Here is a 25,761-nt window from a genome sequence, read left to right as displayed (position 1 = left end):
AGTCAGTAACCATACCTACGATAAGGCGACGCTGACGTGGTTTGAAGAGATTTTCGAAGAGTATAAAAAAGCAAAAGGATTAAGGGAGTGAATTTCCTTAATCCGAGAGTTCTTATTCTTGACGTTGTCCGAAATCTGCAATCATCTGCTCCATTTCTTGTCGACTCGGAGTTGTCAGCATATACAGGTAATCTCCTTGAAGTTCTGAAAAGGCCGCTGGCATGATTTTCTTAACCTTGAACTGATGGCTGTATTTGGCAAGCAAGTCCTCCTCAGAATAGACATAATGGGCATTTGCACGACGTGATGTAGCCAAACAATACTGAGATGCAAATTCTGACGCTGGGAACTCCTCTCCTGCAACAATATCTGCATAGCCACGATAGAGGTCTAAAGAATGCGCAAAGTTATAAACATCGATAGTGAAACCACCTGCAGGGCGGTTATTGTACTCAATAGCGATAAAATCGTCTCCCTCACGGAAGAACTCAATATGGAAGAAACGTTCTTTCATCCCAAATTCCTTAACAATAGCCTCACCATACTTGCGCAGTTTGAGGTCCATATCCTTGAGCACATAGTAAGAATTGTCCATCTTGTACATCATGAGATCAAGCGGTGTATAGGCGTAGTCAAAGGTCGTTGAAAAGACAATCTTTCCATCCTTGTCCACAAGACCATCAAAGGTACAAATTTCACTGGAAGTGACAAATTTCTCAAAGAAATAAACGGTCGAATGGTCCCATTCTCGCTTGAAGTGATTGATATCGTTTTCTGTCTCAAGCTTAAAGGTTGCGGCTGCTCCCACTCCATTATTAGGTTTGGCAATCATTGGAAGACCGATTTCTTTCACTGCTTGATCAACATCTGCTTCCGTCTTGATAACAGCTCCAGGTACCACAGGAACACCTGCTTTTTTGAAAAGTTTCTTCATTTCAGACTTAAATTTAGTCTTTTTGAGATCCTCTGGTTTGGCACCAAAAATATTAAATTGTTCTCTGAGTGCTGCGTCCAACTCAAGCCAATATTCATTGTGGGACTCGATGCGGTCAATTGGGCCATGTTTATAAAAGAGAAAAGCAACTGCTCGTTTGACTTCGTCTATGTTCTCAAGATTGTCTACACGGAAATACTCGGTCAAGCTATTGCGCAAGGGCTCATCCAATTGCTCGTAAGGTTCTTGACCAATTCCCAAGACTGTGATGCCTTTATTGGCTAGTTCGATAGTAAACTGTTGAAAATTTTGCGGATAATAGGGAGAAATAACAAGGTAATTCATAGGTAGCTCCTTTTATAAATAGAGATTGCCGAGGAAATAAGGTATTTGTTTGCGCCACCATTCCCAGTCGTGAGCGACATCGTGTCCCCATTCAGCAAACCAAGCTGGAATTTGTTTCTGATCAAAAGCTTCTTTGAGCTTGTAGAAAGATGGTAGACCGTCTTGTTCCCAGGCACCAAGTCCCGTACAAAGCACAATCTCTGCCTGACGGTAACGGTCGATAAACCAGCCATCGTTCTGATTCCAGATATAATCTACTGGCGAGTTTTGGTAAATGGCATCATCATTGTAATAATCGCCGACAAAGAAACGTGCATCGTAAACACCACTAAGAGCGATCACCTTGGTAAAGACATCTGGATGCTGGAGGAAAAAGTTGACTGCATGGTAGGCGCCCATGGAGCAACCTGTCGTCATCATGCCATCAAACCAACCTGTTTTATGCTTGATAAAAGGAATAGCCTCCTCAATCACATAGCGTTCGTAGGCACGGTGCATCTCTGCTTGGTCGTGACCATTTTTCCAAGTGGCCAACCAGCTCTCACTATCTACACTGGATAGGGTAAAGAACTGGACACGACCTTCTTCGATCAAGGAAGCACAGGCATCAATCATGCCAAAATCATAGTATTCGTTGTGACTACCACCTGATGAAGCAAAGACCACAACTGGAATCCCAGCATGTCCATAACGGTTGAGGTACATTTCACGGTTAAGATTGCCACTCCAGTGGCTAAGATGTTCAATATTCATTTCGTTTTTTCCTTTCTTACTTTACCATTTTTCTGCAAAAAATCTCAAACAATCTGGTAAATTTTCCGACCAAGGAATTTCACTATGGATGGCACCAGACTGAACTTTCAGTACAAGATTATCCAGATGAACTCCCCCTGCTATCAAATCATGGTAATAGCGTAGCGACGAGTCGATATAGGCTTGTTTGATATTACCAGCCATCAAGGTCTTGTCTGTATCATCTGCTTCTTCTGTTCCTACATAGATGAAGATGCGCTGGTCAGGCGATAGTTTCTGTCGCTCGATATAACGGTTAAATGCTTCTTGGTGGAGCCAGTTAGCAGATGAAAAGACCCCTAGACAACCAATTTGGTCTTGGTATTCCAAACCGATAAACTGGGTGATATTTCCTCCTAGTGAGGAACCAATCATAGCCGTATGCTGGCGATCAGCTTTGGTACGGTAGGTCTCATCAATAAAAGGCTTGACCACCTCCATCACAAACTCAGCATACTCCACCCCTTTACCACCAAACTGCTGCCCCGGAATAGGAGATTCTTGGAACTTCCAAGCCGCATACTCATTCATCCGCCCCATGCCATCATTGTCAATGGCAACGACAATCATGCGACTGATATCCGGATTTCGTTTAATAGCTGGGATAATCTTCCACGAGTGACCAATAAAAGATTCCTTACTATAAAAGACATTTTGCCCATCATGAAAGTAAACAACAGGATAAGAACGATCCGTATCTTTCTCATAATCTTTAGGAAGAAGAACACGTACACGGCGTTCCTTACCTGTATAAGGAACCTTGAGTTTGTGTTCTTTCATTTTTAAATAAAAGTAGGATTGATTCATTGTCAGAAAACTCTCTATATTCAAAATTTTATCTCATTATATCATAAAAATAGAAAAAAAGTCAGTTTTTCACCTATTTTTAGAGAAAAAACTAACTTTTTTTACTGATTTTCGCTATTCTTTTGGATTTTCTGATTAGAGCAGATTGTCAATCAAGTCATCGACTTCATCTTTTTCGGCTTGAGGTGTAATCTCAGTGATCATAATCCCAGCCACTGCTCGCTCAACCAAGCCTTCAACATCCATACGCGCTTCGTACTGCTCTGCATTCTTAATCTTAGGATTTGTTTTCGGACGGTCAGGTGCAAAAATAGTACAACAGTCTTCAAAAGGCTGGATTGAAATGTCAAAGGTATCAATTTCCTGGGCGATGTCAATGATTTCCAACTTATCCATTGTCACAACTGGACGGATGATGGGAGTGTTGGTCACAGCGTTAATAGCCTGCATACTTTCAAGAGTTTGACTGGCTACTTGACCAAGACTTTCCCCATTGATGATAACTAAACCATTTCGTACCTCACGAATACGGTCAGTAATCCGCATCATAAAACGACGCGTCAAGGTCATGAGGTAGGCTTCTGGCGCCTTGGCCTTAATTTCCTCTTGAATCTCAGTGAAAGGCACCTCGATAAACTGGATATTGCCGCCAAACTTGGTCAATTTACGGGTCAAATCCTGCGCTTTCTTGAGGGCACCGGGACTAGTATATGGTGGACTAGCAAAGTGAACAGCCTCAATATCCACCCCACGCTTAAGAGCAAGATAACCTGCTACAGGTGAATCAATCCCTCCTGACAACATAAGCATCCCTTTACCTGAAGTTCCAACTGGCAAACCACCAGCCCCACGAATAGTTTCATAAGAAAGGTAGGCTGCCTCTTCTCGAATCTCTACTTGGAGATTGATATCAGGACTCTTCATTTGAGCCTGCACATTTGGAATAGCTTCGAATACAGCCCCTCCAAGTGTTTGATTGAGTTCACGACTGTCGAGTTCAAAGTTGTGGTCGCTACGCTTGCTAGAAATCTTAAAGGTCATGCCATCCTTGTAGATATCTTTCATAATCTCTTGGACAGCAGACTTCAGAACTTCTACAGATTTTTCTACCTTATATACTGGAGAAAAATTTTGAATTCCAAAAACTTGTTTGAGCGATTCTGCTACTGCTGTGTAATCAGCTCCATTGAGATAAGCATGGGCACGGTCGCGATCTGCTGTTACCTTAACTTGGGGATAGATAGACAAAACGTCTGAAATATTATTGCGAAGTTTATTGATGAAACGCATACGGTTTTTGCCCTTGGTTGACAACTCACCGTAGCGAATCATTATTTCTGAATACTGCATGAATGCTCCTATCTTACTTTTCTAGTTTGATTGTAAATCAATTTTAACTTGGTCAAAAACTGCTCGACCTGACTCATATCATTTTCAAGGTCTAGACTAAGGCGCACAGCTGACTGGGCCTTATCCTTATCCACTCCCATGGCAATCAGGGTTCCGGCTGGTTTTCCTGCCTTGGACGAACAAGCCGAGGTCGTTGAGATGAAAATATCATAGTCTTCAAAGGCGTGAACAATGACCTCACCACGAACACCCTTGATTCCAAAAGTCAGGATATGAGGGGCAAAGTCTTCCTCATCTGAAAAGACAAATATATCTGGATAATCTAAAAGAGCTTGGCGAATCACTGCCTTCATCTGTCCTGTCTTACTAGTAAAGAAATCTAGCTTTTCCATAGACAAACGGAGAGCCTTGGCTGTCGCTGCAATCCCTGCCACATTTTCAGTTGTCGAGCGATAATCACGCTCCTGACCACCACCTGTTAAAAGAGGGGTAATCTTCTTGCCAGACTTGATATAGACAAATCCAACACCTCGAACTCCGTGAAACTTGTGACTAGAGAAGGTCGCGAAATCCACTCGTTCTGTCAGATACTTTTCAGTCGGAATTTTAGCAAGTGCCTGAACAGCATCAACGTGGAAGGAAATAGTCGGCTGATCTGCCAAGAGTTCTGAAATAGCCTCAATGGGCTGAACAGAGCCGATTTCATTGTTTACAGCCATGATGGAAACGAGGGTCGTATCAGGTCTTATCAAATCTGCTAGAGCTTCAACATCCACAAATCCTTTGTTATCAACTGGAGCAAAATCCACTTCAAATCCTTGACTTTTCAACCAGAGGGCTGACTCTTTGACTGCCGGATGTTCAATGGCTGATACAATGATGTGCTTACCAAACTGAGCCTTTTCAAAGGCCACACCCTTGATGACCCAGTTATCTCCTTCTGTCCCACCAGAAGTAAAGAAGATTTCATCGCTTTTCTTACCGATTAAATCTGCAATCTGTTGACGGGAAGCATCTAAAATTCGTGTTGCCTGGTCTCCCAAACGATGGAGACTAGATGGATTTCCTAAAATTTTTGAAGCCACCTGCATATAGGTTTCAAGGGCTTCAGGATAAGGCTTGGTCGTCGCCGAATTATCAAAGTAAATCATGTTTTCTCACGCTTTCTAAAATCACTCCTTCTATTGTATCATGAAACGGAGCTTGCGACAAGAAAGGGCAATTCCTCTTTTTTTAAGATTTTTTTAAAGAAATGAGGTATAATAAATTTTAATTAAAGGAGAGAATATATGTCTAATTATCGTAGAACTTCAAAACCAAAAACAGAACACATCAAAAAAGGCTTCACGGTCTTTCAAAAAACTGTTGCCACTATCGGTAGTATCCTCGGCTTAATTACCGCAAGTATCACTATCATGAATGCCTTGGATAATAATAAAAATACTAAAAAAGAACCTACGACAAGCCAGACGACAACCATTGTCAAAGAAATTCAAAAGGAATCCCCTCAGGAAAACACTAGTCCTAATAAGGAAAATAACACTTCTCAAGAAAAAACACAACAAGAAGAAACACCAAAATCTAGTGTCAAGGAAGAGAAAAAAGAAGATCAGAAAACATCAACTCAGGATTCTTCCACTCCTACTCCAAGTAAACCTGCCGCTGAAAATGAAAAACAGTCCAATACCCCAACTTCAGAAAGTAAAACTACTCAATAGCCAGTAAAATGAGGCTGGGCAAAAACTAGCTTCCAAATAAAATCACTAAAAAAACGAGCATATCCAACTGATACAATGCTCGTTTTTTTACTATTTTAGAGGTTTTTTTTGGCTCAACCTCTTTTTGATTACTAAAAATTAAAAAATTCCATGGCCTGTTTGAAAAGCAATTCAGTATACTCTGGGTCTTCTTGAGCAATGGTAACTTGATCTTGAATCATTTCCAAGTCATCTGTTATCATGCCATCTGCTCCCAATTGAACTGATTTATCAAAGGACTCTGAACTATTAATGGTCCAAACGTACAATTTCTGATCGGTATTCCAAAGCTTGTTGACAAAATTTTCATCTAAAGTTGAATACTCCATAGTGTAACCTGTAGCCTTGGTTCTTGGAAAAATACTATTGTAAGGTAGGATGAAATAGACTGGAATTTGTGAATCGTAGGCTAACACTTGGTCAATCACATGGTAGTCTAAGGACTGCATTTGGTGACCATTCTGCTTAAGAACAGTTCCATATTTTCCCATAAAGCGTTTCATCATATCTGGGCTATCTTTTCGACTGGTCTTAATCTCAATAAGGAGTTTTTGATGCAATTCATTGGCTTTATTGAGATAGTCATCAAAACTGGACACCTTGCTATGATAACCATTTTCTGAAATATCAAGTTTGGTTAATTCTTTCAAAGTTAGATCCTGTGGATTGGCATTAACTCCTGTCAGGTTCTTGATATTGGCATCATGCATCATGACAAACTGGCCATCTTTTGTTTCCTGAACATCTGTCTCAACGAAATCTGGAGATAACTGAGCGGTTTTTTCTAGTGATTGGACGGTATTTTGCACACCATTCTTATTGGATACTCCCCTATGAGAAATGATTAAAGGTTTATTGGCGACTGGAGCTTCTAAATAAACATAACCCTCAAGAGTGAAAAAGATACAAGCACAGCCCATCACTCCCCATCTCATCCAGTGGTCTTTCTTTCTCCTTGGTGTAATTTCTAGTTCTTCTCCTGTTAAGAAGGAAACAAATTTAATGAGAAAGTAAGTCAAGGCCATATAGTGGAAATTCTTAATCAAGACAAAGTTAAGAATTCCCAGTACAAGAGATTCCTTATGAGTCAGACCATCCATCAGTGCCTGACTTGCTAATATTGGAATCAATAAAAGAATGAAAAATAGGTAGGTTTTGACGATAATCCAGAGTAAGTTCCAAATATAAAACCAGGAGTGCTTTCTTGTCTTTTCTAGACTGTATTTGACTGCTTCTTTGACTGTTTTTTTCTCAAATAAAAGCTGGGGTAGGGCAAACATCAAACGTATTGAAATGTAAAACAGCAACAAGGCTAGAACAGTGATTACCAAACCGACCAACCAGTACTTATCTTCTACATAGGCTACTATGAATTCCGGAATGACAATTTTATTGAGGTAATAAATCTTTAAAATCTTTCGAATCAATGGAAAGAGCATCATGACATAAAAGAAAATAAAGGCCATTTTTGAAATCGTCACTTGCTTCATAAACAAGAAACTTTGACGAAAGACCTTGCGACTGTACTCCAGCAAGGTCCTCCTTTCATGATAGAGGAGATGGCGAGCTCCGATAAAGAGAAGTCCTATCTGGTAATAGGCAATCAGTAAATTAGCAATTACCAAAACAAATAAAGCAAGACTAACAAATGGCGACCCTTTTATAATGGCAAAAATATTGTTGTAGGAAAGAAAGAGATAGCCTGTCTGACGGAGTAACAGTCCAGCAATCCAAGAATTAAGTGGTAACCAGACAAACTCAATCATCATGAATATCAAGAAAAAGAGAAAGAGAATTTTATCTAGATTAAAGTAGATTTTCCTAAAACCTAGATTTTTAGGTTTTTCAGGTTTCATAGGCACTCCTAGTCAAATAATTGAGACAAGTCCAAGCTGCCAAAAGGATTGTTTGATAAGCTACTTTCTGCCTCTAACAATTCTCTAGCTTGATCTGACTCTAGGAAGGACTCGTAAACACGCGCCGTCATCCGAGCATCCTCCAAGCTATTATGGGACTGACCTTGAAATCCAAGAAACGAGGCAACAGCTTGCAATTTGAGATTGGCAATACCATGTAAATCCGAACTGCGACGTTCAAAAGCTTCATCATACAAATCCACCTTATACTGCTGGCTATAATCTAAACCATGATCCGCTAAAATAGGTAGATCACTTTTAGCAGCATTGTAGCCTACCATGGGTAAAGAACCCACAAACTCTTGGAATTCTTTTATGACTTCCTCCACTGGAGGAGCATCTTTTAAGGTCTCGGCTGTAATCCCAGTCAAACCATTGATAAAACTTTTTAGAGGCACACTAGTATGGACATAGGAATCATAGGCGTCGATTTCCCGACCATCTCTAAAACGCACTGCCGATACTTGAATCAAGTGTGTTTGTCCTTCATGCTGATTAAATTCTAAGTCAAAAGCAATGTAATCTTCTAATCGTTCCATTTTCTACCTCTCCTATACTGTTATTTTATACTCTTCGAAAATCAAATTCAAACTGCGTCAGCTTCGCCTTGCCGTAGATATATGTAACTGACTTCGTCAGTCTTATCTACAACCTCAAAGCAGTGCTTTGAGCAGCCTGCGGCTAGCTTCCTAGTTTGCTCTTTGATTTTCATTGAGTATTAATTGAGCAACTATACTATTTAGATTAGAAATAAAAGAAGCCATTAGGTTAGCATTTAACCTAAACAGCTCCTTGATTATCCTCCAAATAAACGAGCAAAAAAGCCTTTCTTAGTGGATTGGACTTCTTCTTTTGCTTGGTCCAGCTCTAGCTTAAGATTTTCTTGATCCTTCATGGCTTGAAGGGTCAATTGTTGCTGCTGATCGAGTTGTTTGTCTTTCTCAGCAATCTGACGGTCTTTGATACGCATCTGCTCGTCTTTTTCTGATAACTGACGATCCTTGGCTTTTAATTGTTCATAAAGGCGGAGAATTTCTGCATTCTTCTCATCAACCAGAATCTCCATCAGTTCACGTTGCTTGACATCCTCACTGACAGGCTCATCTTCAAAAATCGTTTTTTTATAGATTTCTTCTAGCTTAATCAAGCCACTTCTGGTAACTACTGTTACCCCTTTGTCATTTTTATCTGTGTCTTCTTCTGGTAATTCTTTGACACGGTTATTGATTGCTTGGCGAGATAATCCTAAGACCTCTGCAATCTCACTGACGGTCATTTCAATACTCATAATATCCTCTGAAACGTTTTCTAGCTTTTCTTTACTTAAATCTTATCATAAGCTAGAAAAACTGTCAAATTTCCGCTTAATCTAAGGCCTTCAAAAAGGCTAATAAGACTTGGGCAGAGCGACGTCCAGCTTCGATAATAAACTCATCAAAAGAGATGTTTGCTTCATGGTTGGCATTGTCACTCATAGCTCGGATGACTAAAACTGGAAGATTAAGGGCATGCGCTGCTTGAGCAATAGCTGCTCCCTCCATCTCAACAGCCAAAACATCTGGGAAATGAGATTTAATCGCTTCGATCTTGTCATTTCCTGCAACAAAACTATCTCCTGTAGCAATCAAACCAAGATGCCAGTTTTGATCCAATTGAGATAAACTCTCTTGGATTTTGGCAACAAAGGTTTTGTTTGATTCAAAATAAAGAGGTTGTTGCGCCATTTGTCCATAGGCATAGCCAAAAGCTGTGACATCCACGTCATGAAAGGCTAATTTGTCAGCAATCACAACATCCCCAACAGCAATACCCTCTGCCACTGCTCCAGCTGATCCCGTGTTAATCAAAGCATCCACTTGGAAATGATCAGCCAAAATTGCCACACTCATAGCAGACATGACCTTACCAATTCCACTTTCTACAAGAACGACTTCATGCGAGGCAATGGTGCCTGTATGATAGGTATTGCCTAAAACAACTTGCTCTTGGGCATTTTCTAAATGCTGGACCAAATAAGCCAGTTCTTCTGGCATAGCCGCAATAATTCCTATTTTCATTTCATTTCCTTTTCGATTACAACAGTTTCATTGCTAAGACAAGCAAAATCAAGAGAAAGATGACTGCGAATAAGATTTTATTCAGTTTAGAATTGAAGACATTTCTCTTGGTATTTTCAATGCGACGGCTTTTATGAATAGACGGTTCGACCTGAATCTTCAAGGTTTCCTGGCTAAAGCCATGCCCCTTAGGATTGGCATAACCAAAACGGGAAGAAGAGGTTGGTAAAATCTTAGTCTCCTCATTATCATCTAGCAAAGGAGGACCTGAAATTTTTTCGCCTCTATTAGCTCTTTCAATCATTTCATCCGTTAATAAAGGTTTACCCATACTGACCTCCTCTATTTTTTCTGCAATTCCCAGTATTGAACAGCCATAATGGTCTTGGCATCACAGATATGACCTGATTGGATCAATTCCTTGGCTTCCTCTAAGCTAACTTCAAGGACTTCCAAGGTCTCATCTTCATCCTGCGGACGCGGATTTTCCACTTTCGTCAAATCGCTTGCTCGGTATAGTTTTAATTTTTCATTACAAAAGCCAATGGCTGAGTAAAAATCATACAAGAGTTCTAATTTCCCTGTATAGGCTGTTTCTTCCTCTAATTCTCGAAGAGCTGCTGCTATAGGGTCTGTATTTTCTCCTACTTCCAATTTTCCTGCTGGAATTTCGTAAGAGACAGCCTCAATGGCTTTGCGGTACTGCTTGACCAAGATAAGTTTTTGCTCATCCGTTACTGCTAAAACACAGACAGCTCCATTGTGGAAAATCAAATCCCGTTGGGCAACTCCTTTGCCTTCTGGTAATTCAACCTGATCTTGGACCAGTTTGAATATTGGTCCTTGATAGATTTCTTTTCGACTAAGCGTTTTTTCTTCAAATTCCATGACAGACTCCTACTGATTCTTAGGATGATGAGGAAGGCGAGTTGCATATTCGTCTTTGTTGACCTGACGACCGCGACCAATAGCAATAGCATCCGCCGGCACGTCTTTAGTAATAGTTGAACCAGCACCAACAAGAGAATTGTCACCTAACTCAACTGGCGCAATAATGGTTGAATTCGAACCAACAAAGACATTGTTGCCAATGATTGTCTTGTATTTGTTTTTGCCATCATAGTTGACTGTAATGGTTCCTGCACCGAAATTAACCTTGCTACCCACTTCACAGTTTCCGATATAAGTCAAATGACCAGCCTTGGTATTCTCACCGATAGAAGAACCTTTCACCTCAACAAAGTTTCCAATATGTGCTTGGTTAGCGATACTTGAACCTGGACGAATGTGGGCATACGGACCGACTGTCACGTCGTCTGCAACACTACTTTCCTCAATCATAGAATTGGTAATGATCGCTCCTGCTCCGATAGTGCTATCCACTACATACGTTCCATTTGTCAAAACAGTCTCAGCACCAATCTTCGTTTGCCCCTTCAAGGTAACATTGGCTTCGATTTGAACTTCAGGCGCAATCTCAACATCAATATCGATATAAGTTGCTTCTGGATTGACAAAACTGACCCCATTGACCATGTGCTGATGATTGATTCGACGACGCATAACTGAATCAGCTGTCGCAAGAGCCACACGGTCATTTACCCCAAGACTCTCATCAAAATCTTTCAAAGTATAAGCACCAACTTTTTCACCAGCTTCACGGAAAATGCCAATGACATCTGTAATATAGTATTCACCTTGAGCATTGTTGGTATTGATATTTTTCAAAGCCTCAAACAAACGTTCGTTGTCAAAAACGTAAGTTCCAGTGTTAATTTCCTTGATTTGCTTTTCAAAATCTGTAGCATCCTTCTGCTCAACGATGCAAAGAACCTCAGCATTGTCATTACGAACAATTCGCCCATAACCAAAAGGATTATCTGTTTCAGCAGTCAAGATAGTGGCCACATTTTTATGATTGATGTGGAAATCAATCAAGTTTTTCAAGCTTTCACCTGTGATTAAAGGAGTATCTCCTGCAATGACCAAGGTGTGACCTGACAAACCTTCTAAGATAGGCTCTGTCATCATAACCGCATGACCAGTCCCCAACTGTTCAGATTGAGTCACAAATTCTGTCTGTCCAGCCAAGACCTCCTCAACCAATTCTGCCTTGTGTCCTACAACTGTTACTGTCTTTTCAGGTTGGATAGCTCCCACACTACGGAAAACATGTTCCAGCATAGAAATACCCGCAACCTTGTGCAACACTTTTGGCAAATCAGATTTCATGCGAGTCCCTTTACCCGCTGCTAAAATAATGGCATAATTTGGCATAATCTTCTCTTTTCTGTAGAAATTCCCTTTTATTATACCATATTTCAAATCATTCCGCGCCCTTGAATGAAAAAATGCTCCAAAGTCCTTTCCTTAACCCATTTTTTGAGTATTTTTTTGATTTTTTCCCATTTTTAAGGTAAAATTATGAGATATGAGAAAGAAAATTAATCCGCTTATTTTGTTTGGTTTTTTTGGGATTATGATGTTCATTTTAATCCTGAATCGCCCACTTAATGACAACCAATCGTTTAAAACAAAATCCAATATAGCACAGATTGAAGCACAGGCTTTGAAACACATAGACAAACCGATTATTGACCTCTCTGGCTGGCAGCGTCCTGAGGAAATTAATTACGATACTCTCGCACAAAATATTTCAGGCGCTATTGTTCGTGTTCACAGTGGTGCTCAAACAACAAAAGAAAATGATGCTTCCTTTATCAATGGAATAGACAAGGCCTATAAGAGTCATATCACTGAACTTCAAAAGCGGAATGTCCCAGTTGGGGTCTATGCCTTTGTAGCTGGAAAAAGTGTCCAAGAAATGGAAAAAGCCGCTGAAGTTTTCTACAATGCTGCCTCTCCTTACAGCCCTAGTTACTATTGGCTAGACGTAGAAGACAAAACCATGTCCAATATGAACGAGGGTGTTGAAGCCTTTCGAGCAAAACTAGCATCACTAGGTGCTAAAAACATCGGAATCTACGTTGGGGTCTACTTCATGGAAGAACACAGTATTGATACAGGCAAGTTTACCTCTGTTTGGATTCCGTCCTACGGCTCAGACTCAGGATTTTTGGAAAGCAGTCCTAAAACTGATTTAGATTATGATATTCACCAATACACATCTAAAGGGAAAATTGCCGGCTTTGACCACGATTTGGATATCAACGTCATCTCTCCCTTAAAAAATAAAGAAGAAACCTTTAGAAAAATCTTTTTAAAACCTTAAAAGCATTTGTTTAGCATTTGCTTTTTCTTTTTGTGTTTGATTGTGATACAATATAGTAAGGATTTTTTGAAATAGAAATAGTTGGAGGAACTATATGCTCTCATGGTTAGCGCGCCTTATTAAAGGGATTGTGATTGCTCTTGGATTTATTCTACCGGGAATTTCCGGAGGGGTTCTAGCAGCAATCTTAGGCATTTACGAACGAATGATTGGCTTTCTGGCCCATCCTTTTAAAGACTTTAAAGAAAATGTTTTGTACTTTATTCCAGTTGCCATCGGTATGCTTCTGGGAATCGGCTTATTTTCCTACCCAATTGAATACCTGCTTGAAAATTATCAGGTCTTTGTCTTATGGAGCTTTGCGGGTGCCATCATTGGTACAGTTCCTAGCCTCCTCAAGGAATCAACTCGAGAATCTGACCGAGACAAGATTGATTTAGCTTGGTTCTGGATAACCTTTATCATTTCTGGATTAGGACTCTATGCCTTAAATTTTGTCGTTGGAACCTTAAGTGCTAGCTTTCTTAATTTGGTCCTAGCAGGTGCACTGCTGGCTCTTGGCGTCTTGGTTCCTGGCCTCAGTCCATCAAATCTACTTTTGATTTTGGGTCTCTATGCTCCGATGTTGACTGGTTTTAAAACCTTTGACCTCTTGGGAACCTTCTTCCCGATTGGAATCGGAGCAGGTGCCACTCTCATCGTTTTTTCAAAATTGATGGATTATGCCTTAAACAACTACCACTCACGTGTCTATCATTTCATCATCGGTATCGTCCTATCAAGCACCCTTTTGATCTTGATTCCAAATGTAGGAAACGCTGAGAGTATCCAATACACAGGCCTTTCTCTTGTCGGTTATGTCATCATCGCCTTCTTCTTTGCACTAGGAATCTGGCTTGGTATTTGGATGAGCCAATTGGAGGATAAGTATAAATAATGGCAAAAAAAGTTAAAATCAAAAAAACATTGGTGGAACAAATCCTGTCTAAAGCAGGTATCCCACATCAGGGGATTCAAATCAATGCCCTGGAAGGAGAACTTCCGCAAGGTTATGAACGAGATCAGATTTTCAAAACCTTGGCTCTTTTGGGAGACAAGACAGGACCGATTATTGGAATTGTGCCTATCACTCAACACCTGTCAGAAAAGAAATTAGCTAAAATTTCTGGCAATAAAAAAGTGAGCATGATTCCACAAAAGGACTTGGAAAAAACAACAGGTTATATTCATGGAGCCAATAATCCCGTCGGAATTCGTCAGAAACACAATTATCCCATTTTTATCGATAAGATTGCTCTAGACTTGGATCAAATGATTGTCTCTGCAGGCGAAGTTGGTCACAGCATTATCGTAGCACCACAAGACTTGGCTAGCTTTGTAAAAGCTGACTTTGCAGATATTTTGGAGGACAGTAAGTAATGAAACTCTACTTTGTCCGCCACGGCCGTACCGTCTGGAACCAAGAAGGTCGTTTTCAAGGTGCTAGTGGAGATTCTCCCCTTCTTCCTGAATCCATTGAAACCCTAAAACAACTCGGCCAGTATCTCAAGGAGATTCCTTTTGATCAGATTTATGCAAGTGATTTACCTCGAGCGGTCAAATCTGCTGAGATTATCCAAAATCAACTCCAAATTCCTTGTCCTTTAAAATGCGTTCCTAATCTCCGTGAATGGCAGCTGGGGAAGTTGGAAGGTTTGAAAATCGCAACCTTGGAAGCAATTTACCCGCAACAAATCAAAGCTTTCCGATCTAATCTTGCCAAGTTTGACACTCAAATGTTCGGAGCCGAATCCCTCTATAGCACCACACAACGGACCATCCAATTTATCAAATCCTTAAAAGATAGTCCGGCTGAGCGTTTTCTAATTGTCGGTCACGGTGCTAATCTTACTGCCAGTCTTCGTACTCTTCTAGGTTATCAAGAACCACTTCTTCGTAAAGATGGCGGTCTAGCAAATGCCAGCCTAACCATTCTAGAAACCCATGACTTTGAAACATTTACCCTTGATACTTGGAATGATACTTCCTATCAATAACAGAACTTGATTTTAGCGTCAAGTTCTTTTTAGTTTTGAAAGATTATCCGTGAATTTCTTGCTTATTTATGATAAAATGGGAGTATCGCAAAAAAGACTCATCGTATTCAATTTTGAGTAAAACTAGGAGGATCCCATGTCAACAGAACATATGGAAGAACTAAATGACCAGCAGATCGTTCGCCGTGAAAAAATGGCTGCGCTCCGTGAACAAGGAATTGATCCTTTCGGAAAACGCTTTGAACGCACTGCAAATTCACAAGAATTAAAAGATAAATTTGCTGACCTCGATAAAGAACAATTACATGATAAAAATGAAACAGCTACTATCGCAGGACGCTTGGTAACCAAACGTGGTAAAGGTAAAGTAGGTTTTGCCCACCTTCAAGACCGCGAAGGTCAAATCCAGATCTACGTTCGTAAAGATGCTGTCGGTGAAGAAAACTACGAAATCTTCAAAAAAGCAGACCTTGGTGACTTCCTTGGTGTCGAAGGCGAAGTGATGCGTACAGATATGGGAGAACTCTCTATCAAAGCTACTCATATCACACACTTGTCTAAGGCTCTTCGTCCTCTACCAGAGAAATTCCATGGTTTGACAGACGTTGAAACAATTTACCGTAAACGTTACCTTGACTTGATTTCGAACCGTGAAAGCTTTGAACGCTTTGTCACTCGTTCAAAAATCATCTCTGAAATCCGTCGTTACCTTGACCAAAAAGGTTTCCTTGAAGTGGAAACACCTGTTCTTCACAACGAAGCTGGTGGTGCTTCTGCCCGTCCATTTATCACTCATCACAATGCCCAAAACATTGACATGGTGCTTCGTATCGCGACTGAGCTTCACTTGAAACGCCTTATCGTGGGTGGTATGGAACGTGTCTATGAAATTGGCCGTATCTTCCGTAATGAAGGAATGGACGCTACTCATAACCCTGAATTTACTTCTATCGAAGTCTACCAAGCTTATGCTGACTTCCAAGACATCATGGACTTGACTGAAGGTATTATCCAACATGCTGCTAAATCAGTCAAAGGTGATGGCCCAGTCAACTACCAAGGAACTGAAATCAAAATCAACGAACCATTTAAACGTGTTCATATGGTGGATGCTATCAAAGAAATTACTGGTGTCGATTTCTGGCAAGACATGACTTTGGAAGAAGCTAAAGCTATCGCTGCTGAGAAGAAAGTTCCAGTTGAGAAACACTACACTGAGGTTGGTCACATCATCAATGCCTTCTTTGAAGAGTTTGTTGAAGAAACTTTAATCCAACCAACCTTTGTCTATGGACATCCAGTAGCTGTATCTCCACTCGCTAAGAAAAACCCTGAAGACCAACGCTTTACTGACCGTTTCGAGCTCTTCATCATGACTAAGGAATACGGTAATGCCTTTACTGAGCTCAACGACCCAATCGACCAACTTAGCCGTTTTGAAGCCCAAGCTAAAGCTAAAGAACTTGGTGACGATGAAGCAACAGGTATCGACTATGACTACATTGAAGCTCTTGAATACGGTATGCCACCAACAGGTGGTTTGGGAATCGGTATCGACCGTCTCTGCATGCTTCTCACTGATACAACCACTATCCGTGATGTATTGCTCTTCCCAACAATGAAATAAGCTCTTATCCTCTGGCTCTTGTCAGGGGATTTTTTTATAATCAAAAGAAATAGACTGAAGTTTTCACCTCAGTCTATTTTTTATCAAACTTTAGAAAGGAAGTTTCTTTCTTAGTCTTCTTTTTTCTTACGAGCTACGAGCCCAAATGCACTCAACATTCCAAGAAGTCCAAGACTAGCTAAACCACCCTTATCCTCTGTACCAGTATTTGGCAATTCCTTCTTGTCATTGGCTACGGTTGTTTCAACGGATACTGGTTTAGAATCTGTAGAACTTGTCTGAACTGGAGTAGCTACTGGTTTTTCAGGACTTATAGGAGTCTCTGGAGAGCTTGGTTGCTCAGAACGAGTTGGGGTAGTTACTTTCTTATAGGTATGAATCACATTGCCATTTTCATCTGTTTTAGTACCAATATATTCATAACCTTCTAAAGTCTTAGGTCCATGACTACCATTTTCTTCTGGAGAAATTTCTTTACCATCACCATCTTGATAACGTGTTACGATATGAATAGTTGAACTACCATTGTTACCTTGACTATTACCATGATTAGATTTAGGTGTTACTTTCACAGGAACTTCTACTGTCACTTTACGTCCATCCGGTAATTCAATCTCAACCGTTACAGATGGCTTATCACCAGGTGTACTTGTTTTTGGAATTTCGCCCACTTTAGTAATCTTCCATCCTTCAGGAAGATCTACATGTTTCTTCACATCATTTTCAGTAATAGGTGTTCCAACTTCAACAACAATCGGAGTTGTTTTCGGAGTAACAACGACAGGAACTTTGATAGTTACACGTTTACCACCTGGTAGTTCAATTACCACTGGTACACTTGGTCTTTCTCCTGGAATATCTGTAGATGGTTTATCTCCAATACTGATAATCTTGCCACCTTCTGGAATCTGAATATGTTTTTCAACATCTTCATTTGTAATTGGATCCCCCAATTTCTTCACAATATCTTTAATTGGAGTTACTTTGACAGGGACTTCAACTTCAATTTGTTTACCATTAGGAAGTTCAATTTTAACTTTGACAGTACCTTTATCTCCTGGAGTATTTACTTTTGGAATTTCACCTACTCCAACAATTTTTCCACCTTCTGGTACTTTAACGTACTTGGCAATATCCTCTTTTGTTAAAGGTGTATTTGTTACTGGGGTTTCAATTGGTGTTGGTTTTGCTTCTACGACTTTAATCGTTGCTGGAACCTCTACCAATACTTTTCCATTTTTATCTTTTACAACTACCGTTACTGGTTTATCCCCAACAGTTGTTGCATCAAATGGTTCTTTTTGGCCATCTGGAATTTTATATTCAAATGTTGAACCTTCTGGATAATCACTTGGAGTAATGTTATCTCTTGCTTGTGGTTTTTCAGTTGGATTTACAGGAATTAATTGTTCTTTACCTTCTACTACTTTAACCTTAGCAGGAACTTCTACAATTGTGTCACCATCAGCATCTTTCACAACTACAGTTGCATCTTTTTCACCTGGTGTTTTTGTATCTACTGGTTCTTTATATCCAAACGTAGCATCATCTGGGAATTTATTGTTATCTTTATCTTTATCTGTAAGACTCTTAGATGCATCTGGTTGAGTATTCTCAGGATTTGCTACAACGTATTGAGTTTTAGGCCCTACTACAGTAACTTTTGCTGGAATTTCTGCAATTGGTTTACCATCTAGTTTAGCTACAACTACAACATCTTTATCTCCTGGTGTTGATGTGTCAACTGGAGTTTTATATTCAAATGTTGTTCCATCTGGGAAGTCAGTTGGTACAATATTTTCTGCAGGTACCACTTTAGTTGGATCAGTATTTACTGGTACATATTGTCTATAAGCGTCCACTACACGTACTGTTGTTGGTACTTTTACTAAAGTATTTCCATCTTTATCCTTAACGACAACTGTTACTGGATAATCTCCAGCTTCAGAAATGTTAACTGGATCTTTTCCATCTACTTTTTCGTATTCGAATGTAGCACCTTCTGGATAATCTCCTGTATTAATACTATTTTCAGCTAAAGGTTGTCCTTGATCTACAGGGATAATTTGTGGGTATCCCTGAACAACCTTCACTTTTGTTGGTACTTCAACAAGTGTGTCGTCTCCATCTTTTGCTTCTACAATAACATCTTTTTCTCCTGGTGTTGTTGTATCGACTGGAGTTTTATACTTGAATGTTACTCCATCTGGATATTGTTCAGGGTCAATACTCTTAGATGCATCTGGTTGTTTGTTTGATTTATCGACTGGCACATATTGTGTTTTAGGTTCTACAACCATTACTTTTGCAGGAATTTTCGCAATGACTTCATCTCCAATTTTCGCTACTACTACAACATCTTTTTCTCCTGGTGTTGTTGTGTCTACAGGAGATTCATAACTAAATTCAGTATCTTTAGGGAATGCTTTAGGATCGATACTTCCTACCACATTTGGTTGTTTCTTATCTTTGTCTACTGGTACAAATTGTGGATAACTTTCTACCACACGTACAGTTGCCGGTACTTCTGCAATAGGATTACCATCTTTGTCTTTTACAATGACATTGACTGTATAATCACCAGGTTTTGTAGTATCTACCGGAGTATTTGGATTATATTCAAATGTTGAACCATCTGGATATTCTGTTTTGTCGATACTGTTTTCTGGATTTGGTTGTTTATTATTTTCATCCACTGGAACTATTTGTGGAACTCCCTCTACAACAGTAACAGGAACTTTAACAACAGTTTTCTTTTCTTCTCCATCAACGGTATATTTCACAGTCACATTTACATCCGTATCATCTGACAAATCTGGACTTGTCACATTTTCATCAATACTTACATTAGTAACATTTTCTGGAAGTTTTCCTTTGAAAGCACCGTCTGCAATAGCTTCTTTGGCTTTAGCAAGAGCTTTTTCTTTTGCTTTTTCCTTGTCGCTATCTTTGGCAACAAAAATTCCTTTTGGTGTTGGTTTTGGTAAAACTGTTACTTTAACTTTCACGGGTTCTGTTAAAGTTTCTCCATTTTGATCCGTATAAGTTACTGGAACAGTTACTTCTTTGACACCTGGTTTAGCTGTAATATCGTCAGCAATGGCAGGTTCACCTTTTGTCCCTTCTGTTGTTACAGCACCTTTCACATCATCTTTAGTAACTTTATCACCTTCAAACACTACTACTGGTTTTGGTGTTGAACTTACTACTTTAACTGGTACATTAATTGTGTCTTCACCAACTACATTACCTTTATCATCTTTATATAATACTTTTACAGGAACTGTATCTTTATCCCCATTTGAATCTGTTTTTGGCAATGTGTAAGAAGTTTCTCTTTCATCTAATGATGCAGTAATTCCATCTGGTAGGTTTGTTAATTTACTTACAGCTTCAGTTGCTTTTGCTTTTACAGCATCTGTTAAAGCATTTTCATCAGTATCTTTCAGTACTGTTACACCTGTTGGTGTTGCTTTGGGCAATACTTTAACTGGAACATCTACAGTTTCATCCCCTGTTGGATATTTAACAGTTGCTTTAACGTTTAAGTCAGTTGCTCCTACTTTAACTTTATCTGTAGGAACATCTTTATTGATGTCAGCTTCAGTTACAGGGGTTAAGTTTCCACCTTTATCAGGTGTAATTGCTTCATTAACATCTGCTGGTTTTGGTTGAGTTCCTTCTAATGTATATACCGTTTTTGTTTCTGAACCTAATACATTAATTGTTACTGGAATTGTCGTATTGTATGTTTTTCCTTCTACTATATAATTTGCTGGAACATTTACAATACCTTTATTTGTACCTTTTTCATTTGTTAGAGTTTCTGCTACGGCTTCTGTTATATCACCAACTGTAACTGTTGCTCCTGTTGGTAATTTCCCAGTGAAGTCTGTTGCTTTTGTTAAAGTTTGTGCTTTTGCTTTAGCAACTTCTTTAACTTTATCTACTGAAGCTCCTTTATGAACTTGTACTTCACCAGTTGCTTTTGGTAATACCAACACAGGAACTGTTACTGTTTCATTAATATTTGTACCATTTGAATCATGAGTTACCGTTGTTGGAATTTTTAATCCTGCTTCTCCAGCTTTTCCTGTCGTACTAAAAACATCTGCTTCATTAGGATTATTCACAACTCCCGCTTTAGTATCGATTGTAGCCGGAGTAACTGAAGATTTAACTTGATCATTTGTAATCTTATCACCTTCAAATACTACTAACTTATCTGTAGTTGATTTTACAACGTTTACTTCGATATCTACAGTATTTTTATAATTTTTTCCATCTCGACTATGAACTACTGGCACTTTTATAACACCGGCATTCTCTTTCGCTACGTCAGTAGCAACAACTCCCGTAGACGTTCCTTGATCATCTAGAGTAGCCGTAGCATTAGTTTCATCCAGTTTTCTCTTGTATTCTTCTGATTCAATCTTTTCTTTCGCTTTTGATTTAGATAGCTCCTTGATCTTATCTAAACTAGTTCCGACTGGAACAGTTATAGAGCTATTTCCTGTCATAGAATCAATATAAATACTACGATTATATTTATAGTCAGGATTATCGGAAGTTTCTAAACTATTAGCTCTAAAATTTTCTGGCAAATTATATCTATTAGCATCTGGAGCAAATCCGTAGGGATATATAGCATTTCCTAAAGCATCTTTTCCTCCAAAACCATTCTGACCAGTAATTTTGAAAGTTGCTTCGCCTACAAAATCAGGAGTCACTATAAATGGAATTTTTACAGTATCTGTTTTTCCAGTCTTAGGTTCTATTTTTCTATTTAGAATATTAATCTCAAAAGTTAACTCTCTCGTTTGCTTATCATATCTAAAATTTGTAGTATAACTAGGTGCAAATACTGCAAAACCATTAGCCTCATTTAAATCTTTACCTTGAATAGATCCTAATTTCACTCCTTGAGGAACTGTTACTGTTACCTTATACTTAGTATCACGAGAAACATCTAGCCCTCCTCTATTACTCAGTGTAACTTCAAGAATACCTGCTTGTTCATTTTTATAAATAGCATCGTTTGTAAATCCATAGGCTTCTTTATTTCTACCAGATACAACAGTCGTTGTTAAAGATAGCGCTGGTCCTGTTGTTAATCCTAATCCAGCAACAATATATCCATCTTCTACTTCGCCACCTAAATTCGAACCGTTTGGTTGATCTGCTGCTTCAATAAAGACACGTACCTTTGTAGTACCCTTTGGAATTTGAATAACTCTACGAAGAGCACTAACACCCCTATTACCACTACCTGGACTAAGAAGAAATTCCGTATCTGGTGCTTTTTTATCTTTTCTTTTTAGTTCAGCTAGAGGAGTTCCTGTGTATGCATCAACAATTTTTAGCTTAACTTTTTCCCCTGTTGAAGCCAGAGCAAGTTTCCCATATGCACCTGCATATAATAAATGTGCATATAGATGTGAATTGGGGTTGACATCAAAATCTTTGTAAATTGTAGTGCCTTGTTTTCTTAATTCCAAATAAAAATCTTTATTTACAGTACCACTTCCCGCTTCTGGCGCTTCAAATTTTGGAGTTGTAATCATGGTATTAAGTAATTTACCACTAGCATTAGGTGCGCCTTGTCCATCCATATTTGCCTTGCCATTATTATCGTATACTTTTGCTGAATTAGGATTATATTCTCTCTCTGTAACACCGTTTTCACGTTGAATATCAGTTGGTTGTTCTGGTTTAACAAGTGTTACAATATTTTTTCCTTGCTTATCTACTATTTTCCATCCATCTAATGCACCAGCACTAGCATCACTAACTGAAATATTTTTTTCTTTCCAATGATATTTTGCAGAACCTAGAATTGTCCCTGACAATCCATTTCTTTGATTTTTAACAACTTTTTCATGCGAGTCAGACCCTGAAAAATCAGGAGTTCCAAAAGTATTATTTAAATTACTAATTATAGCATTTGTCGGATTATTCCCATAATTTGCTAAGTGATTATTCGCAGGTGCTCCCCAGTCCAATTTTTTAGCTTGATATAGTTTTAATAAATCAACTTTTGCTTTTAACTCTTGTAAAAGAGCATGCTTTTCTTTTTCTGTTGTCGGGATATTATCTCCTTTAATTTTAACAGCTTGTGCAGACTCTTTTACCTGTGTTAGGATTTCTATAAATCCCTTATCTTTTTCACCTTCTCTTTTAGCATTTTCAGCTGAGATTAAAGCTTCAACTTTTGCGATTTCTGCCTCTAATTCAGAAGCTTTTTGTGTAATATCATTTGTATTTACAGCAACAGGATTTTCAGTGCCATCTGCAACCGTACCTGTATCTCTAAACCCACTCTCACCTTTTCCTGGAATCTCTTTTCCGTTTCGTGGATCTTGGTTCTTGTTTACTTTTTCTTCTTCAGTTACTTCTGATTTGATACTGTTTAAAATGACAAGGCTACTTGAAAGTTGTTTAGCAAGTGCAGCAACTTTTGCCTGTGTTTTTGTATCATCGTTCAAAAGTTCTTTTGCTTTATGAACCAAATTTTTAGCATCATCAATGACTGATTTTGTTTTCTTACCTTCAGTTAATTGACTTAATCGACTTTCAACTTTAGCCACTAAATCTTCTAACGATGCGGTATTAATAGTAACTTTTTCTGTCACTACAGTTGGAGTTTCAACTTCACTGGCTTGTTTGTCAGTAGCAGACTCTTTTACAGAAGTATTATTTTGTCCATCGGCCACTGTAGCAGTAGCAGATACTTGTCCAGCAACTTCCTTAGAGGGGTCTGGGGACTTAGCATTTAGATTTTGAACTTCTGTAGACTCTGGATTAGTTACTGGTTCAGCTGCTTGGACGCTTCCTCCACCAAGGAAAAACAAACCAGTAGCTACAGCCACACTAGCCGCACCAAAACTAACCTTACGGATACTGTAACGTGTGAATTTCTCCACTTGCGATTGGCGAACATGACGCACTTTGGGTTTAAACATTTTCTTACTCCTTTTTCCGATAACTATCGGTTAATATACTTAAGGAAGCTAAATAAAAAGCCCCCCCCCTAAAATATTTTTGTATACTTTAAAAGGTTATAACTTATTATACTCTTTTTAAAACAACAAATCAAGCAATTTCAGGTATAGTCGCTACAGTAATTTCATAAACTCTTATTTGTGGTAAGCCCTTACAAAAAATAAAATTTATATTACTTTAGAGATTTTCTATATTATTTGATTGTTTATATAATTTGATTACAAAAAGGAATTTTCTGATATTTTTTATTACGTCTTCATTGAGTTTTAGCTATAGATAAGGGATTACAGAATGAAGCTAGATGCACAAGATCTACCCAAAATAGCTAAAAAATTTAGAAGTTGCTATAGCTTTATAAAATAAAATCTATAAAAAAACAAAGCCCAGTTTTAAAAACAAAACTAGGCTTGCTATTGATTTTATTTTCCTTCTTTTACTTCTTTGGTTGCTACATCTTCTCCAAACCATTTTTGGCTGATTTCCTGGAACTTTCCTTCTTGGTATAGTTCAATAAAGGCTTGGTTTAAAGCTTGTAGTAATCTTTTGTCAGCTGGTCTAACTCCGACTGCAAAGGATTCACTTTCAAATCCAGCTGAAAAAACATTATAGTCATTTAATATCCCTTCAGACTGGAGATAGTAATTTGCATATACTCGGTCAATTAACAGAGCATCAATCCGGTCATTTTTCAAGTCAATCAAGGCTTCATTGAAACTCTGATATTGATTGGCCTTCTGGTCTTTGACACGATTTTTCAGTAAATCTGGCTGGGCCTCAAAGTCAAGATAACCAGAGGACCCAGCTTGGGCACCCAAGGTCTTATCCTTCATATCCTCTACTGAATGAATTTGCTGGCTTTTCTTGGCAACCAGAACTTGCTGATTTTCCATATATGGAATGCTAAAGGCAACCTTTTCTCGGCGTTCACCAGTCGCAGAATAGCCATTCCAAATGGCATCTATGGTTCCATTTTGCAGTTCCGTCTCCTTCATATCCCAGTCGATTGGCTGAAATTGAACTTTAAAGCCTAATTTTTCAGAGACAGCTTGTGCCAAATCAATATCAAAGCCTGTATATTGACCATTCTTTTCTTCAAAACCCATGGGAACAAAGGTATTGTCAAAACCAATAGTAATGGTCCCCTGATCTTGATACTTATCCCAGTTATCCTGCTTTGGATCACTAGCCTTCTGAGTACAAGCTGTTAAAAAGAAAATCAGGAGAGAAACCAATACTAAAGCAATTTTCTTATTAGTCATCGGCACCTCCTACTTGGGCTCAACCTTGAGAATATGATCTGCGATGTTTTCAGCGAACTGTAAATCGTGGGTAACCACAATCTGCGTCATGCCTAATTCTCTATTTTGCAAGATCAGTTTTTCCACTTCCAAGCGCAATTCTGGATCTAGGGCCGAAGTTGGTTCATCGTAACCAATGATTTCTGGGTCAATCATCATAGCACGCGCCAAGGCCACACGCTGCTTTTGACCACCAGATAGTGAGAAAGGATAGGCGTCTGCATGACCAGCCAGTCCTAATTGTTCCAAAAGCCCTCGCGCCTTCTTCTCAGCCTCTTGCTGCTTCATTCCCATAGTTTTCACAGGCGATAAGGTCAAATTATCTAGAACTGATAAATGAGGGAAAAGTTGAAAATCTTGGAATACAAATCCCAGTAAATTCCGCTTCTCTAGTTCATCCAGTTCCAAAGGTTCTTCATTATAAAAGATTTGCCCTGAATCAATAGTTTCAAGGCCTGCAAGCATACGTAAGAGGGTTGTCTTACCTCCACCAGAAGGTCCTACAATAGCCAGGATTTGCTTTTCAGGAATTTTTAGACTGAAATTGGACAAAATTTGCTTTTGACCAAAACCCTTATTGATATTTCGTAATTCTAACATATCAGCCT

The 25,761-nt window shown here is 39.0% G+C and carries 21 protein-coding genes; 6 read left to right on the top strand and 15 right to left on the bottom strand.

All coding sequences use genetic code 11. The features are described from left to right. Window positions 1–112 precede the first annotated feature (112 nt). From HT714_RS03695 to HT714_RS03675, 5 genes are all read right to left on the bottom strand, one after another. On the bottom strand, window positions 113–1,279 hold the full coding sequence (locus HT714_RS03695) for an ATP-grasp domain-containing protein (RefSeq protein WP_173226485.1): 1,167 nt from the start codon (window positions 1,277–1,279) through the stop codon (window positions 113–115). A gap of 12 nt (window positions 1,280–1,291) precedes the next feature. Beyond that, a complete protein-coding gene (locus tag HT714_RS03690; protein ID WP_173226483.1) occupies window positions 1,292–2,032 on the bottom strand; it encodes an esterase family protein in 741 nt (246 codons plus the stop codon). Between the two features lie 21 nt (window positions 2,033–2,053). Continuing rightward, on the bottom strand, window positions 2,054–2,878 hold the full coding sequence (locus HT714_RS03685; RefSeq protein ID WP_120770027.1) for an alpha/beta hydrolase: 825 nt from the start codon (window positions 2,876–2,878) through the stop codon (window positions 2,054–2,056). 135 nt (window positions 2,879–3,013) lie between these two features. Then, window positions 3,014–4,228, bottom strand: a complete 1,215-nt coding sequence (thiI, locus tag HT714_RS03680) for a tRNA uracil 4-sulfurtransferase ThiI (protein WP_173226481.1) — start codon at window positions 4,226–4,228, stop codon at window positions 3,014–3,016. Window positions 4,229–4,236: 8 nt separating this feature from the next. Beyond that, window positions 4,237–5,379 carry a cysteine desulfurase family protein gene (locus HT714_RS03675; RefSeq protein WP_173226479.1) on the bottom strand — a complete coding sequence of 381 codons (1,143 nt, stop codon included), beginning with the start codon at window positions 5,377–5,379 and terminating at the stop codon, window positions 4,237–4,239. A 138-nt stretch (window positions 5,380–5,517) separates the two neighbouring features. Here HT714_RS03675 and HT714_RS03670 point away from each other — a divergent pair, with 138 nt between their 5' ends. Further along, window positions 5,518–5,946 carry a DUF6556 family protein gene (locus HT714_RS03670; protein ID WP_173226477.1) on the top strand — a complete coding sequence of 143 codons (429 nt, stop codon included), beginning with the start codon at window positions 5,518–5,520 and terminating at the stop codon, window positions 5,944–5,946. A gap of 131 nt (window positions 5,947–6,077) precedes the next feature. On the opposite strand, the gene HT714_RS03665 is transcribed toward HT714_RS03670, so the two are convergent. The 7 genes from HT714_RS03665 to glmU form a co-directional block, all read right to left on the bottom strand. Further along, window positions 6,078–7,841: a glycerophosphodiester phosphodiesterase gene (locus HT714_RS03665; protein ID WP_049524932.1), complete on the bottom strand. Its 1,764-nt coding sequence runs from the start codon at window positions 7,839–7,841 to the stop codon at window positions 6,078–6,080. 8 nt (window positions 7,842–7,849) lie between these two features. Beyond that, on the bottom strand, window positions 7,850–8,440 hold the full coding sequence (locus tag HT714_RS03660) for a 3'-5' exonuclease (protein WP_049524933.1): 591 nt from the start codon (window positions 8,438–8,440) through the stop codon (window positions 7,850–7,852). A 257-nt stretch (window positions 8,441–8,697) separates the two neighbouring features. Further along, entirely contained in the window at window positions 8,698–9,189 is a 492-nt protein-coding gene (rocS, locus tag HT714_RS03655; protein WP_000021242.1) for a chromosome segregation protein RocS, read from the bottom strand. Between the two features lie 76 nt (window positions 9,190–9,265). Further along, window positions 9,266–9,958, bottom strand: coding sequence for a 5'-methylthioadenosine/adenosylhomocysteine nucleosidase (locus HT714_RS03650; protein WP_173226475.1), 693 nt, complete (start codon window positions 9,956–9,958; stop codon window positions 9,266–9,268). A 16-nt stretch (window positions 9,959–9,974) separates the two neighbouring features. Next, complete coding sequence (gene macP / locus HT714_RS03645; protein ID WP_000517867.1) at window positions 9,975–10,289, bottom strand: cell wall synthase accessory phosphoprotein MacP; 315 nt, start codon at window positions 10,287–10,289, stop codon at window positions 9,975–9,977. 11 nt (window positions 10,290–10,300) lie between these two features. Further along, a complete protein-coding gene (locus tag HT714_RS03640; RefSeq protein WP_125454427.1) occupies window positions 10,301–10,846 on the bottom strand; it encodes an NUDIX hydrolase in 546 nt (181 codons plus the stop codon). Window positions 10,847–10,855: 9 nt separating this feature from the next. Beyond that, entirely contained in the window at window positions 10,856–12,235 is a 1,380-nt protein-coding gene (gene glmU / locus HT714_RS03635; protein WP_173226473.1) for a bifunctional UDP-N-acetylglucosamine diphosphorylase/glucosamine-1-phosphate N-acetyltransferase GlmU, read from the bottom strand. Between the two features lie 154 nt (window positions 12,236–12,389). Here glmU and HT714_RS03630 point away from each other — a divergent pair, with 154 nt between their 5' ends. The 5 genes from HT714_RS03630 to lysS all read left to right on the top strand — a co-directional run bounded on the left by HT714_RS03630 (window position 12,390) and on the right by lysS (window position 16,853). Next, window positions 12,390–13,190 carry a glycoside hydrolase family 25 protein gene (locus HT714_RS03630; protein ID WP_173226471.1) on the top strand — a complete coding sequence of 267 codons (801 nt, stop codon included), beginning with the start codon at window positions 12,390–12,392 and terminating at the stop codon, window positions 13,188–13,190. Between the two features lie 94 nt (window positions 13,191–13,284). Beyond that, the gene (locus tag HT714_RS03625; RefSeq protein ID WP_173226469.1) at window positions 13,285–14,127 is read left to right on the top strand and encodes a DUF368 domain-containing protein; all 843 of its coding nucleotides are present in this window, start codon (window positions 13,285–13,287) and stop codon (window positions 14,125–14,127) included. Further along, on the top strand, window positions 14,127–14,609 hold the full coding sequence (locus HT714_RS03620) for an aminoacyl-tRNA deacylase (protein WP_050278930.1): 483 nt from the start codon (window positions 14,127–14,129) through the stop codon (window positions 14,607–14,609). Before HT714_RS03625 ends, HT714_RS03620 begins: the two co-directional genes overlap by 1 nt. Continuing rightward, entirely contained in the window at window positions 14,609–15,226 is a 618-nt protein-coding gene (locus tag HT714_RS03615) for a histidine phosphatase family protein (protein WP_173226467.1), read from the top strand. Before HT714_RS03620 ends, HT714_RS03615 begins: the two co-directional genes overlap by 1 nt. A gap of 136 nt (window positions 15,227–15,362) precedes the next feature. Continuing rightward, window positions 15,363–16,853: a lysine--tRNA ligase gene (lysS, locus tag HT714_RS03610; RefSeq protein WP_050207953.1), complete on the top strand. Its 1,491-nt coding sequence runs from the start codon at window positions 15,363–15,365 to the stop codon at window positions 16,851–16,853. 110 nt (window positions 16,854–16,963) lie between these two features. Here lysS and HT714_RS03605 read toward each other — a convergent pair whose 3' ends face one another. The 3 genes from HT714_RS03605 to HT714_RS03595 all read right to left on the bottom strand — a co-directional run bounded on the left by HT714_RS03605 (window position 16,964) and on the right by HT714_RS03595 (window position 25,753). Next, window positions 16,964–23,815 carry a Rib/alpha-like domain-containing protein gene (locus tag HT714_RS03605; RefSeq protein ID WP_173251523.1) on the bottom strand — a complete coding sequence of 2,284 codons (6,852 nt, stop codon included), beginning with the start codon at window positions 23,813–23,815 and terminating at the stop codon, window positions 16,964–16,966. Window positions 23,816–24,274: 459 nt separating this feature from the next. After that, window positions 24,275–25,114, bottom strand: a complete 840-nt coding sequence (locus HT714_RS03600) for an amino acid ABC transporter substrate-binding protein (RefSeq protein WP_173226464.1) — start codon at window positions 25,112–25,114, stop codon at window positions 24,275–24,277. A 9-nt stretch (window positions 25,115–25,123) separates the two neighbouring features. Next, complete coding sequence (locus tag HT714_RS03595; protein ID WP_173251515.1) at window positions 25,124–25,753, bottom strand: amino acid ABC transporter ATP-binding protein; 630 nt, start codon at window positions 25,751–25,753, stop codon at window positions 25,124–25,126. Between the last annotated feature and the right edge of the window lie 8 nt (window positions 25,754–25,761).

The organism is Streptococcus sp. 3705 (genome assembly GCF_013277145.1).
Lineage (GTDB): Bacteria > Bacillota > Bacilli > Lactobacillales > Streptococcaceae > Streptococcus.
The sequence above is the reverse complement of the archived record's forward strand: the minus strand, read 5'-3'. Positions and strand labels throughout refer to the sequence as shown.